Genomic DNA, 13,808 nt, shown 5'->3' on the forward strand with positions numbered 1-13,808 from the left:
CCCTGATCAAGCCCCTTCGTTGGCCTGAGCGACAAACAGCACCACTTGCCACGGACTGCTGGCCGGCTTCGAGGCCGGTGCCGCGATCACCAGCGGCAACTGCCCGTCGAACCACGGACCTTCGGCCGTCACCACGAACAACCGAGTGTCGTCGCCGACGCTATAGGCCACCTGTTCATTGCGACTCATGGCCTGGTGCGCCAAGCCACTCATGCGCTGGCGGCCGAGCAGCGCAATGTGCGGCGTAGAGGCGATGATCGCCCCACGCAGCCATTCGCCAGCGGCCTGTTCGCTGGCGCCGTTGGGCATGCGCAAGCCGATGACCAGTCGTTGGCTCGGTTGGTCGTCGGGCAGTTGAATCGTAAACATCTGCTCGCTGCGGTCGAAGTTCAGGCTGCGATAGCCGGCGCGGATCAGCTCCAGTGTCCGCTCCAGCCAATCGAGCACCTGCTCATAGCCGCGTTGCAACTCAAGAAAATCCAGGGGAGCAAACGCCGGGACCCCAGCCAGCGGATCGAGGGCCGACCAGGCACCGGCCATGCCGAGCAGTTGACCGTACAGTCCTTGCGGCGTCGCCAGGCGATTGTTCAGCGTGCCTTCGACCTCCGGCAGGCGCGCCCAGAGCGCGGTCAGTTGCCGGCGAATCTCCAGCGCATCGTCCTGATTGCCGGCCTGCTGCGCCTGACGCAGACGCCCGGTGAGGAACATGCATTTTTCCCGCGCCCGGGCACACAGCCCGGCCACTCGCCGGCCGAGCACCGACTCGGGCAACAGGCAAGGCGTGGGTGGTGTGTAAGGCAACGCGTGGAAGCCGCCACCTTCCTTGCGGATCTTCAGCAACGGCAGACAGATCGAATCAGCCTTGTTCAATTGCGTGCACAGCCGTGGATTCGGCCGCCATACGGTGATCGACTCCGGGTATTCGCCGCTGGTCAGATCCGGCAGTGCCTCGCCGACCACCGATTGCAGGCGCCCCTTGAGCGGCAGCAACTGACCGGCACGCCACAGCGGGCTGATCGCCAGGTAGACCGTGACCGTGGCATCGTCGGTGGCGTTGACTGCCTCGCCGATATCCAGCTCCAGCATCGGTCCTACACCGGCTTGAATGTTGACCGGCAAACCGTCGGGCAAGGTCGCCTGGAGCTGAAGCACTCGCACCAATCCGCCGCTCAAGGCCGAAGGATCGAACTCGATTCGGCTGACGCCCCAGAACCACGGATTGCAGGCGTGCGCCAGATGCGCCACCAGCGCTTCGGCCCGCAACCCTTGCAACTGAAAATGCTGAGGCAGCAATTGCATGCCTTCATGCCAGCAAACCGCGTCAGGTAGCAGACTCATACGATTCCCTTCGACGTCCTTGGGTGCCGCACACACCGCGGCTGGCGCTGTTACTGCGAGGGAGCGTTACTGACCAGGTTCATCTCGCGACTGTCGAACTTGAGCCAGGCGTCGCTCTGATCATCCAGGCGCAACCGGTGCGCTCCGGGAGTGTTATAGCTGGCGAAGACCAAAAGTCCAGCCGCCCGCTTGCCCTCCAGGGGGAAGGGTTGGCGATCGATGAACTGGCCCGGCACCAACTCCAGCCCCCACACCGAGAGCAGCTGACGGTAGTCGCGCTGGAACTGCTCGCGCTCGGCGAACCATTGCCGGGCAGTGATGCCGGATAATTGCTTGAGCAGGTCAGGATCGTTGACCGCGATGAAGTCCACGGCGATCGGTGTGTTGTCGTTGGCCCGTGGGGCGACATCCAGGGTCAGGCTGTCGAGGTCGACCCGTGGCCCGAACAGCGAGCACCCGCAGAGACTCAAGAGCAAGGTCGCGGCAAACACTCGTGCAAACAAAATGAATTTTCCTTTTCGCTGGTCAGTCCGAATTTGTTTTCGCTTGCATTTTTATAGACCTGTTCTAGCGTCTTGGGTAGTTCGGCACCCAAGCCGAATGTGGAAGGTTTGTCAAAGGAACGACAGGTCCATCTGCCACCCTTTCTAACCTACGGTCCAGTAAGGGAAAGCGATGAGCGGGCCACCCCGATGCATTGCGCCCGCCTCATGCATCGGAGTCAGCCGCCATGGCAGAAAGTACTCAGCACAAACTCGACCGGGTTCGCCCGCCCAGAGTGCAAATCACTTACGACGTAGAAATCGGCGACGCCATCGAAAAAAAGGAGTTGCCGCTGGTGGTGGGTATTCTTGCCGATCTCTCCGGCAAACCCCTTGAGCCCCTGCCCAAACTGAGTGAACGGCGCTTCACCGAAATCGACCGCGACAACTTCAACGAAGTGCTCGCCTCGATTACTCCGCGTGCCACCTTGCAGGTCAACAACACCCTCAGCGGCGACGACAGCAAGCTCAACATCGAGCTGAACTTCAAGCACATCGACGACTTCGACCCGGTCAAGGTGGTCGAGCAAGTGACCCCGCTGCGGCGGCTGTTCGAAGCCCGCCAGCGCCTGCGCGACCTGCTGACCAAACTCGATGGCAATGATGATCTGGACAAGCTGTTGCGCGACGTCATCGCCAATACCGAGGGTCTGCAGGAAATCAAATCGGCCCGCCCGGACACCGCCGCACCCGCTGGCGACACCGACGCCGAAACCCCGGCCGAACCGCAAGCCTGATCGCTCACTCATTCAGGGAGACTCCGTCATGCCCGCCACCGCCTCAAGCCAAGCCAGCGACAGTACGACCCAGACTTTATCCCTGCTCGACCGCATCATCGCCGAAGGCCGCATGGCCCATGACGATAGCCAGCAGGATTACGCCCGCGACATGCTCGCGGAGTTCGCCACCCAGGTACTCGACGAAGGCATGGCCATCGACAAGGACACCGTGGCGATGATCAACGACCGCATCAGCCAGATCGACGAGCTGATCAGCGCCCAGCTCAACGAAGTGCTGCATCATCCGGACCTGCAGAAACTCGAAGCCTCCTGGCGTGGCCTGCACCTGCTGGTGCAGAACACCGAAACCAGTTCACGACTGAAACTGCGCTTGCTCAATGTCACGCAGAAAGAGCTGCAGAACGACCTGGAAAAAGCCGTCGAATTCGACCAGAGCGCGTTGTTCAAGAAGATCTACGAAGAGGAATACGGCACCTTCGGCGGCCACCCGTTCAGCCTGCTTGTGGGTGACTACACTTTCGGCCGGCATCCCCAGGACATCGGCTTGCTGGAAAAACTGTCAAACGTCGCCGCCGCTGCCCACGCCCCATTCATTGCCGCCGCCAGCCCGCGACTGTTCGACATGAACAGCTTCACCGAACTGGCCGTGCCGCGGGATCTGTCGAAAGTCTTCGAAAGCCAGGAGTTGATCAAGTGGCGCTCGTTCCGCGAGAGCGAGGATTCGCGCTACGTGTCGCTGGTGCTGCCGCACTTTCTCCTGCGCCTGCCATATGGCCCGGAAACCTCGCCGGTGGAAGGCATCAACTACGTCGAAGACGTCAACGGCACTGATCACAGCAAATACCTGTGGGGCAACGCTGCCTGGGCCCTGTCGCAGCGGATCACCGAAGCCTTTGCCAAATACGGTTGGTGCGCGGCGATTCGTGGCGCCGAAGGCGGCGGCGCGGTGGAAGGCTTGCCGGCGCACACGTTCCGCACCAGTTCAGGCGACCTGTCGCTCAAGTGCCCGACCGAAGTGGCGATCACCGACCGCCGGGAAAAGGAGCTCAACGACCTCGGTTTCATCGCCTTGTGCCACAAGAAAAACAGCGACATCGCCGTGTTCTTCGGCGGCCAGACCACCAACAAGTCCAAGGTCTACAACACCAACGAGGCCAATGCCAACGCGCGGATCTCGGCGATGTTGCCGTACGTGCTCGCCGCGTCGCGCTTCGCCCATTACCTGAAGGTGATCATGCGCGACAAGGTTGGCAGTTTCATGACCCGCGACAACGTCCAGACCTACCTCAACAACTGGATCGCCGACTACGTGCTGATCAACGATAACGCGCCGCAAGAGATCAAGGCGCAGTACCCGTTGCGGGAAGCCCGGGTGGACGTCACCGAAGTCGCCGGCAAGCCCGGCGCCTATCGGGCCACGGTGTTCCTGCGACCGCACTTCCAGCTTGAAGAGCTGACCGCGTCGATCCGCCTGGTCGCCACGTTGCCGCCACCGGTCGCTGCCTGACCGCTGCAACTAGTGGCTGCACTGAAACCTGTGGCGAGGGAGCTTGCTCCCGTTGGGTCGCATAGCGACCCCGGAAAATGGGACTGCTACGCAGTCCAACGGGAGCAAGCTCCCTCGCCACAGGTTCAGCGTTCGGCTTAACAGGTTCGGTGTTCGGCCAATGGGTTGTTCCTCCACTTATCACGATAACCTTCAGGAGTCTCATGCGATGGATGCAATCATTCTCGACCTCGGCGGTGACATCAAAGGTGACAGCCTGCTCGAGGGCTACACGGACAAGATCGAAGTCATGTCCTACAGCCACAACGTGGCGATGCAAGTGACCAACGATGTCAGCAACTCGGAGCGCACCTCCGGCAAGCCGCACATCGGCGAGTTCACCCTGACCAAATTCGTCGACAGCTCGACCCCTTCCCTCAACGAATACTGCTGCGCCGGCAAGCCGATCCCGGAAGCCAAGATCACCATCGGTCGCAACGCCGCCGAAGGCAGCGGTAAGCTGATGCCGTTTATCATCTACACCCTGACCAATGTGGTGCTGTCCAATGTCAGTGTCAGCGGTGGCACCGGCGGTAAACCGGTGGAAACCCTGTCGCTGAATTTCACCAAGATCAAGTGGGAGCTCACGGCGCAAAAAGACGACGGCACCAAGGAAGGCACGGCCGCCTCGACCTGGGATATGGCCGCCAACAAGTTGGTCAAGTAAGCGGGCGCGGCGGCCATGGCAGGCACCGGCATACTCCCCCCGCTGTTCGAGCGCCTGGCCTCAAGCGAGACGGATACCGCGCAGGTATTCGATCGCCAGGACCTGCTCGACTCGGTGCACACGGAGTTGCTGCGCCTGTTCAACACCCGCCGTGGACCACGGGCGCTGACCTCCCCGCCAAGCATCCTCGACTACGGCATCGCTGACTGGACCGCCCTGCAACAGCAGCGCAGCGATGACCGGCGTCAGTTGACGCGGGAAGTCCGCGCGGCCATCGAGCATTTCGAACCGCGCCTACTGCTGGGGGAGGTTCAGGTCAATCCGTTACCGGGGCAACCACAGCAACTGAGCATTCGCCTGCTCGGTCAATTGCGCAGCGGCCGCCAGCACTGGCCGGTGGCGTTTGTCATCGAACAGACCGGCGAGGGTCTGGAGGTGCGCCATGAGCGACTCGATTGACCCGCAACTGCTCGACTATTACCAGCGCGAACTGACCTGGCTGCGACACGCCGGGAGCCAGTTCGCCGAGCGCTACCCCAAGGTCGCCCGGCGCCTGGAACTGTCGCCGGACGAGTGTCCCGACCCGCATGTCGAACGCTTGCTGGAAGGCTTCGCGCTGTTGGCGGCGCGCTTGCAACGGCGGCTCGATGACGATTACGCCGAATTCAGCGACGCCCTGCTTGAACAGCTCTACCCATTGGCCATGCGTCCGCTGCCGTCCTGCGCAATCGTGCAGTTCGAGCCCGATCCGGGCAAAGGCAAACTGGATGAAGGTTATCCGTTACCCCGGGACACCCCGTTGTTCGTCACCACCAGCAAAGGCGAAAGCATTCACTTTCGCACCAGTGCGGCGGTGCGGTTGTGGCCGGTGGAAATCACCGAAGCACTGTTGCTGGGCAGCGATGAAGCCCAGGCATTGACCGGCGTGATGCAGGCCCGTTCGGCACTGCGTCTGAGCCTGCGCTGCCTGGGGGAGACCCGCTGGGAAGATCTCGGTATCGAACAGTTGCGGGTGCACCTGGCCGCATCGCCGGTGACCAATGCCTGCCTCTATGACTTGCTCGGCGCCCATGCGGTCAGCGTCCTCGCGGGGCCACCGGGCAGCGTTCCGAAGGCCTTGCATGGATTACCGAAAATCGTCGGTTTCGCCAGTGAGGAAGTGCTGCTGCCGGACGAAGACGGCGTGCATCCCGGCATGCGCCTGCTGGCCGAATATTTTGCGTTCCCGGAAAAATTCAATTTCTTCGACCTGCCGCTGGCCGGCGCCACCAGCACTGACCAGACGCTTTTTCTGTACATCGCCTTCGACCGTGCCCCGACTGGCCGCCTGCCGCTTCAGGCCAGCGACATTGCCCTGGGTTGCGCACCGGTCGTCAACCTGTTCCCGCGCACCTCGGAACCGTTGCGCCCGGACGGCACCCGCAGCGAATACCGATTGATCGCTGACAGTCACCGGGAAAACAGCGTCGAAATCCACAGTATCCGCACCCTGCGCGCCAGCTCCACCCAAGGCGTGCAGCGCGTACCTGCCTATTACGGCAACCAGCACGGTGGCGGTGAGCGTCAGCGCTATTGGCATGCGCGTCGGGTCAGCGCTTTGACCCCCAATCGCCTGGGCAGCGACTTGCTGGTAAGCCTGGTGGACGCGCGACTCAACCCACTCACTGATCTGTTCGACTACAGCCTTACCGCCGACCTGCTCTGCACCAATCGACACCTGGCGCAAAGCCTGCCGGCCGGCACCCCCTTGGGTTTCGAACGGCCGGGACCGGTGGCCTGGGCGCGATTGCGCAATCCCCCCAGCGCCCAGAGTCTGCCGCAACTGGGCGGTGAGTCGCGCTGGCGGCTGGTGTCGCAATTGACCCTCAATCATTTGTCGCTGGTCGAAGGTCCACAGGCACTGGACGCCCTCAAGGAAATCCTGCAGTTGCACAACCTGCGCGATGAGCCTGCGGCCTTGCGTCAGATCCAGGGCCTGCTGGGCCTGGGTTGCGAGCGGGTGATCGCCCATATCGGCGAAGACGCCTGGCGCGGGTGGCGCAATGGACTGGAAGTGCGCCTGCACCTCGACCCGCAGCATTTCGTCGGCAGCAGCGCCGTGTTGTTTTCGGCGGTGCTGGCACAGTTTTTTTCCCTGTATGCCACGGCCAACCGCTTCGTGCGCACGGTGCTGGTGCAGTCCGATAAGGAGGTCAAGGCATGGCAACCCCAAGCCGGCATGCCCCTGTCGCTCTGAGCCTGAGCCAACGCCTGCGCCGCGATCCGCAGGCGTTCGAGTTATTGCAGGCATTGTTACTGCTGGAGCGCGAGCACCCGCAAGCCGCGACGCTGGGCAACGGCAGCGCGCCCCAGGCCGAAGCCTTGCGCTTGCGCGGGCCGTTGACGCCGCTGTTCGCCGCCAGCCAGGTCGAAAGCCTGAGTGAAACACCCGGCGCGCCCCCGGTTCTCTGCACCCCGGTGTTTGGCCTCGGCGGTCCCGACGGCCCCCTGCCCTACGCTTATCAGGAATGGTTGCAGCAGCGGGCCAAGGCCAGGGATCACGCACCCGCCGAGTTTCTCGATCTGTTCCAGCATCGGCTGTTGAGCCTGCTGTACAAAGTGATGCGCAAACACCGGATTGCCGTGGGATTCACCCCGCCCGGCGCCTCCCCGGTACACGCGCAGTTGCGAGCGCTGACCGGTTTGCTGCCCAAGGCCTTGCAGGAGCGCCAGGCCATCGCCGACAGCGCCGTCCTGGCGTGCAGTGCCTTGTACGCCGATGGCCGTCGTTCACTGGCCGGTTTTGCCGCCATCGTGCGCGAGCAGTTTGAATTGCCGGTGCAACTCGGTGCTTATGAAGGAGCCTGGCGCGAAATCCCGCCGGCCAGCCGCAGCCGACTGCAACCGGGTGGCCGCAACCTGCAACTGGGGCGCAGCGCAGTGGCCGGTACGCGGGTGTGGGACGAACACGCCGGGATCCGCCTCACGCTCGGCCCGCTGAGCCCGGCGCAAGCGGCACGCTTTCTGCCGAACGGTGAAGCCCACCCGCCATTGGCCAGCCTCAGCGCCCTGTATTTCGGACCGGACCTGGACATCACCCTGGTGTTGCTGGTGCGCGGTGCCGGACCTCTGAAACTCGGTCGCGACGCTGCGCCCCTGCTCGGCTGGAACGGCGGTTTGCATCGCCAGAGCAGCCTCGCCGTGCAACGCATCGAAACCCGCCTTCGTCAGCTGGAGATCACCTGAACATGGAACTCGCCAGCCTCATCGGACGCCTCAACCCGGACAACCGCCGCGCCCTCGAACGGGCGGCGCAACGCTGCCTGCAACGGGGTCATCACTACGTTGAAATCGAACACCTGCTGCTGGAGCTGCTGGATATCGAAGGTGGCGATTTTGCCTTGCTGCTGCCGCGCTTCGGCCTGGAGCGGGATGCCTTGAGCGCCGAAATCAACAAGGCGCTGGAGTTGTTCAAGTCTGGCTGCACCCGCACACCGGCACTTTCGACCCATACCCTCGGCCTGCTGGAGGACGCCGTGGTCCAGGCCAGTGTGCTGGGCCTGGACAGCATCCGTTCCGGCCTGTTGCTGTTGGCACTGATCGACCGCGACGAGCGCCGCAGCCTGCTGCTCAACAGCGCGTCTTCGCTGCTGCGCATCCCCCGTGAAGCCCTGCGCGCCAACCTGCTGGAGTGGACGGAAAAGTCACGGGAACACGTCGGCGCTGCGCGCGCTGTCGCCAAGGACAATGCGCAACCCAAGCAAGACCCGGTGCTCGATCAGTACACCCAGGACCTGACCGCCGACGCCCACGCCGGGCGCATTGACCCGATCGTCGGTCGCGATGGCGAAATCCGCCAGTGCATCGACATCCTGCTGCGGCGCCGGCAAAACAATCCGATCCTGGTCGGCGCACCGGGCGTCGGCAAGACCGCCGTGGTCGAAGGGCTGGCCCTGCGCATTGCCGCCGGCGATGTGCCGCCGTCGCTGCAGGACGTCACCTTGCGAGTACTCGACCTTGGCCTGTTACAGGCCGGAGCCGGGGTCAAGGGCGAATTCGAACAGCGGCTCAAAGGAGTGATCGACGCCGTGCGCAGTGCCGAAAAACCGATCATCCTGTTTATCGATGAAGCCCACACCCTGATCGGCGCCGGTGGTGTCGAAGGCGGCAGTGATGCCGCCAACCTGCTCAAACCGGCGCTGGCCCGTGGCGAGTTGCGCACCCTCGCCGCCACCACCTGGCTGGAATACAAAAAATATTTCGAGAAAGACCCGGCCCTCGCCCGGCGGTTTCAACTGGTACAAGTGGAAGAACCGGACGAAACCACCGCCGTGGAAATGCTTCGCGGAGTTGCCGCCAAACTGGAAGAGCATCACGGCGTGCAGGTACTCGACGCGGCCATTCATGAAGCCGTAAAGCTTTCGCACCGCTACATCTCCGGGCGCCAGTTGCCGGACAAGGCCATCAGCGTGCTCGACACCGCGTGCGCCCGGGTCGCCCTCGGCCAACATGACGTGCCGCCCCCGCTGGAGAGCCTGCGCCACCGCCAGCAAAGCCTGAAAGACGAAGTCGAACGCTTGCGCCGGGAACAGGCCACCGGACTGGACCATCGCGAACGCATCACCGGGCTCGAGGGCGAATCGCTGAGCAACGAACAGACCATTCGCGAACTGGAAACCCGCTGGGGCGAAGAGCGGGTGGCGGTGCGCGAACTGCTGGATACCCGTCGTGAATTGCTGGCCTTGAGCGAGCGCGCCGACAGCGACAAACCTGATGAAGCCACCGACACCCGCATCGATCACCTGGCCGCCGAACTGCTGCGCCTGGAAGCCGGGCTCGACGCGATCCGCCAGGACGATCCGCTGGTGCCGGAACAGGTCGATACCAAAACCGTGGCAGCGGTGATTGCCGGCTGGACCGGCATCCCGGTGGGCAAAATGCTCGCCGACGAAGCCCATGCCGTACGCACCGTCGGCCAGCGCATGGGCCAGCGGGTGATGGGCCAGAGCATCGCGCTGAACACCATCGCGCAACGCCTGCAAGCCTATCGTGCCGGGCTCACCGACCCGCAAAAACCGGTCGGCGTGTTCCTGCTCGTCGGTCCCACCGGCGTCGGCAAAACCGAAACCGCCTATGCCTTGGCCGATGCCCTATACGGCGGCGAACGCAACCTGATCAGCATCAACCTCTCGGAGTATCAGGAAGCCCATACCGTCAGCCAACTCAAAGGCGCACCACCCGGGTACGTCGGCTATGGCAGCGGCGGCGTCCTCACCGAAGCGGTGCGGCGCAAACCCTATTCCGTGGTGCTGCTGGACGAAATCGAAAAGGCCCACCCGGACGTGCTCGAAGCCTTCTACAACGTCTTCGACAAAGGCGTGATGGAGGACGGCACCGGGCTGGTGGTGGACTTCAAAAACACCGTGATGCTCGCCACCAGCAACGTTGGCGCTGAATTGCTGCTCGACACGCCGGTGGCGCAACTCGGCACCGACGCCTTCAACGAAGCCCTGCACAAGGTGTTGCTGCAAGCGTTTCGCCCGGCCTTTCTGGCGCGCATGACGGTGGTGGCGTACCGGCCGCTGGATGAGACGACACTGGAAGCGATTGTGTTGGCGAAGCTGGAGAAACTGCGCGGGCGTTACAAGGCTGCGACCGGCAAGCAGTTTGAGTTCGATACCGGGATTGTGCAGGCGGTGCTGGCCAAGTGCAGCGCGGCGGGTGCCCGGGATGTTGAAAATGTGTTGATGACGCAGGTGACGGGGAAGTTGGCGGAGTGGGTGTTGGAGTAGTACAGGCAAATACCGGACCGACTCAGGCAGGAGCGCTCAGCTTCACTGGAGCACTTTTATTATGACCTTATGAAACTATCGACTTTAATACAGGACGGATAACAGCGAGGCTACTATGTTATTCATGCATAAAGGATCAGAACTTCGTATTTTCGACGGCGTCTACTCGGAAGATACGCCCAAAGGCAATGATGATAAATACTACTTAATTAAAGACAGAGAGTGCCTCGCGGTAGTTTCACGATTCATGCAAGTGTGTAACGCCTTGAGCATCGATAAAAAAGATATTCCCAGCATGTTCAGGATCCTGACGAACTGGATGCGTTACTCCGATTATGACAGCGACAAAAAGACAATGTACGCCATGATGAGTAGCGACGGCATGGCTGCTCGAAAAAGAGAGGGGGTGGTTGCGCAGTTTCGTTACTACAACAATTACGTAGACCTGGCACTGGCCATCTACGGCGAATATACCTCGACACCCACACTCATTACAGAAACCGCACTCGCCGGTGACATACTCAGATCAAAAGGCATAGAAAAAATAATGGTAACACTCTCCAAAAAGATCAACACCTATGCTGAAAATAATATTATCGAGGTGGAGCGCGATAAGTTACTAAAGGAAAAGTACTCAACACTGCACGCCCCTTTGGATTGGAAAGCCTGGACTGACTGCTACTGGACTCTGGACTCGGCAACTTTGTTGCCTTACTTATATGACATTACACATAACCTTGCCGGCACGATAAAATGGACGGAAACGCCCATGGATAACGGTCGTATTACCAAAGAAACAATGCGAGTCAATGTCGGCACACCTCGGGAAGACCATAATTGGACCGCCAGAGCACGCAGAAGCAATCTACCGATCTGGGCTGGCCCTTCATACACGACTCACCTGATGCTGAGCGTCGCCTTAAAAGCCGGGGCTAGAGAGGAAGAAATTCAGGCATTCGCTTATGTGATTTTTGCTTATTGGAATCAAATATATCCCGATACCGCAACACCGGTTCACAGAATGTTCGGGGTAATGACCGCGGCAGTAGAGTTTGGTGTAAACCCGTTAGCCAGTCTGCCAGAGAGTATGTATAACCAAGCGTTGTATTTCCTGGCCAGATTTCGCGTGGCCAGCTTATAGAATTGCGTTGAGGTTCTTGACTATCATCTTTGAGGTTACTCGATGCCTCGTTCCATCGACACTAACACCAGTCTTTCCCTGACCGCTGCATCGCTGGCGGTGCTTTATCCTGAGTCGATTTCCGGTGAAGAAGCCCTCAACCAGTTTGGCCAGCAAATCCTCAACGGCCTCACCGACGAATCTTCGCTGAACCTGACCACCACCATCGCCACCCATGTCACCACCACCCTGCACAACGACGCCCAAACCCGCCCGCTGGACGCGCTGGTCGCCGAAATCCGCCAACTCCCCGCCGATGCCACGGCCGAGCGTTATCAGCTTGTTTTAAGGCCATGGCTCTGGTGGCTGACCCTGGCCAGCAACAACCGGGTGTTCCAGAACCTCAGCACCTCGGACATCGTCACCACGATTTTCAAGGCCCACGGCTTTACTGACTTCAAACTCTCGCTCACCGGTAGCTACACCCCGCGCGAGTATTGTGTGCAGTACGGCGAAACTGATTTCAGCTTTATCTCGCGACTGTTGCAGGACGAAGGGATTTTCTGGTTTTTCACCCACGAAGAAGGCAAGCACACGCTGGTACTGGGCGACAGCAACGATGCGTTTGTGCCGATTCCCAACGGCCCCAAGGTCAATTATCTCGGCCAGCAACCGGGCGAGCGCGAGCTGCACGGTATTCGCGCGGGCCAGGTGTGTGTGCAGGCGGTGGCCGGGGTGTATCGAGCGACGGATTACGAATTCACCACCCCGACGACCTCACTGTACGCCCAGGCCGAAGCGGTGGCCGGGCCACGCTCGCTGTATGAGCATCCGGGCGGTTACACCGCCAAGGCCCGAGGCGATGCGCTGACCAAACAACGGGTGGACGGCTTGCGCAGCGAGGAGAAGCGGTTTGTCGGCGAGAGCGACTGCCGCTGGCTGGTCCCGGGGCATTGGTTCACCCTCGCCGGGCACGATGACTCGACGCTGAACATCGACTGGGTGGTGACCCGGGTGACCCATGACGTCAGCCATGAGAACTATCGCAACCGTTTCGAGGCCATCCCCAAGGCCACGCCTTTTCGTCCATCGCGCACCACGCCAAAGCCGCGAATGCATCCACAGACAGCGGTCGTGGTGGGCAAGTCCGGGGCAGAAATCTGGACCGACGAATACGGTCGAATCAAGTTGCAGTTTCCTTGGGATCGCGATGGCAAAAATGATGAGACCAGCTCGTGCTGGGTGCGCGTGGTGCTGCCCTGGAGCGGCAAGGGTTTCGGCATGCAATTCGTGCCGCGCATCGGCCAGGAAGTGATCGTGACTTTCATCGACGGCGATCCGGATCGGCCATTAGTCACCGGTTGCGTCTACAACGGCGACAACGCCCTGCCCTACGCCTTGCCCGCCAATCAGACGCAATCGGGGATCAAGACTCAGTCGTCCAAGGGCGGTGGCGGGTTCAACGAGTTGCGCTTCGAAGACAAGAAAGACGCCGAAGAGGTGTTTTTACAGGCGCAGAAAGATCTGAAGATCAACGTACTCAACGACACCACCGCCACGGTCGGTCACGACGAAACCCTCACGGTGCAAAACGCGCGCACCCGGACAGTGAAGGACGGTGACGAAACCGTGACCCTGGAGAAAGGCAACCGGAGTGTGACGATACAGACCGGCACCGACAGTCTCGACGTCAAGGACAGCCGCACGGTGAAGGTCGGTGCCGACCAGAACCACAGCACTGGCGGCAATTACGAACACAAGGTCACCGGCGATTACAGCCTGACGGTGGACGGCAACCTGACCATCAAGGTGAGCGGCACCCTGACCCTGCAAAGCGGTGGCAGTTTTACGATCAAGAGCGGTGCCGACCTGGCGGCCCAGGCCAGCACCTCGATCAGTCAGAAAGCCGGGACGTCGTTGAGCAATCAGGCCGGAACATCGCTGGAAAACAAGGCCGGCACCACGATGACCAACGATGCCGGAATCAGCCTGACCAACAAGGCAGCCGCTTCGCAGACCGTGGATGGTGGCGGCATGCTGACCATCAAGGGCGGTCTGGTGCAAGTCAACTGACAGGGAGCGCC

Annotated in this window: 11 protein-coding genes; 9 read left to right on the top strand and 2 right to left on the bottom strand. The window is 61.3% G+C overall.

Features of this window, described 5'->3' with window-relative positions; genetic code table 11:
- Positions 1–6: 6 nt before the first annotated feature.
- Positions 7–1,338 carry a type VI secretion system baseplate subunit TssK gene (tssK, locus tag CKW21_RS16345; RefSeq protein ID WP_095194986.1) on the bottom strand — a complete coding sequence of 444 codons (1,332 nt, stop codon included), beginning with the start codon at positions 1,336–1,338 and terminating at the stop codon, positions 7–9.
- Between the two features lie 50 nt (positions 1,339–1,388).
- Positions 1,389–1,841: a type VI secretion protein gene (locus CKW21_RS16350; protein WP_095194987.1), complete on the bottom strand. Its 453-nt coding sequence runs from the start codon at positions 1,839–1,841 to the stop codon at positions 1,389–1,391.
- A gap of 227 nt (positions 1,842–2,068) precedes the next feature.
- Here CKW21_RS16350 and tssB point away from each other — a divergent pair, with 227 nt between their 5' ends.
- From tssB to tssI, 9 genes are all read left to right on the top strand, one after another.
- Positions 2,069–2,617: a type VI secretion system contractile sheath small subunit gene (gene tssB / locus CKW21_RS16355; RefSeq protein WP_095194988.1), complete on the top strand. Its 549-nt coding sequence runs from the start codon at positions 2,069–2,071 to the stop codon at positions 2,615–2,617.
- Between the two features lie 28 nt (positions 2,618–2,645).
- Positions 2,646–4,127, top strand: a complete 1,482-nt coding sequence (gene tssC / locus CKW21_RS16360) for a type VI secretion system contractile sheath large subunit (RefSeq protein WP_095194989.1) — start codon at positions 2,646–2,648, stop codon at positions 4,125–4,127.
- A 208-nt stretch (positions 4,128–4,335) separates the two neighbouring features.
- A complete protein-coding gene (locus tag CKW21_RS16365; RefSeq protein ID WP_095194990.1) occupies positions 4,336–4,833 on the top strand; it encodes an Hcp family type VI secretion system effector in 498 nt (165 codons plus the stop codon).
- A 15-nt stretch (positions 4,834–4,848) separates the two neighbouring features.
- Positions 4,849–5,292: a type VI secretion system baseplate subunit TssE gene (gene tssE / locus CKW21_RS16370; RefSeq protein ID WP_095194991.1), complete on the top strand. Its 444-nt coding sequence runs from the start codon at positions 4,849–4,851 to the stop codon at positions 5,290–5,292.
- Complete coding sequence (gene tssF / locus CKW21_RS16375; RefSeq protein ID WP_095194992.1) at positions 5,276–7,069, top strand: type VI secretion system baseplate subunit TssF; 1,794 nt, start codon at positions 5,276–5,278, stop codon at positions 7,067–7,069. Before tssE ends, tssF begins: the two co-directional genes overlap by 17 nt.
- A complete protein-coding gene (tssG, locus tag CKW21_RS16380; protein ID WP_095194993.1) occupies positions 7,033–8,058 on the top strand; it encodes a type VI secretion system baseplate subunit TssG in 1,026 nt (341 codons plus the stop codon). The genes tssF and tssG overlap by 37 nt, the downstream gene beginning before the upstream one ends.
- A 2-nt stretch (positions 8,059–8,060) precedes the next feature.
- Positions 8,061–10,604, top strand: a complete 2,544-nt coding sequence (tssH, locus tag CKW21_RS16385; RefSeq protein ID WP_095194994.1) for a type VI secretion system ATPase TssH — start codon at positions 8,061–8,063, stop codon at positions 10,602–10,604.
- Positions 10,605–10,719: 115 nt separating this feature from the next.
- Positions 10,720–11,745, top strand: a complete 1,026-nt coding sequence (locus tag CKW21_RS16390; protein ID WP_095194995.1) for a hypothetical protein — start codon at positions 10,720–10,722, stop codon at positions 11,743–11,745.
- A 42-nt stretch (positions 11,746–11,787) separates the two neighbouring features.
- On the top strand, positions 11,788–13,797 hold the full coding sequence (tssI, locus tag CKW21_RS16395; RefSeq protein WP_095194996.1) for a type VI secretion system tip protein VgrG: 2,010 nt from the start codon (positions 11,788–11,790) through the stop codon (positions 13,795–13,797).
- Positions 13,798–13,808 lie beyond the last annotated feature (11 nt).

The sequence above is a fragment of the Pseudomonas sp. Irchel 3A7 genome (assembly GCF_900187565.1).
Classification (GTDB): Bacteria; Pseudomonadota; Gammaproteobacteria; order Pseudomonadales; family Pseudomonadaceae; genus Aquipseudomonas.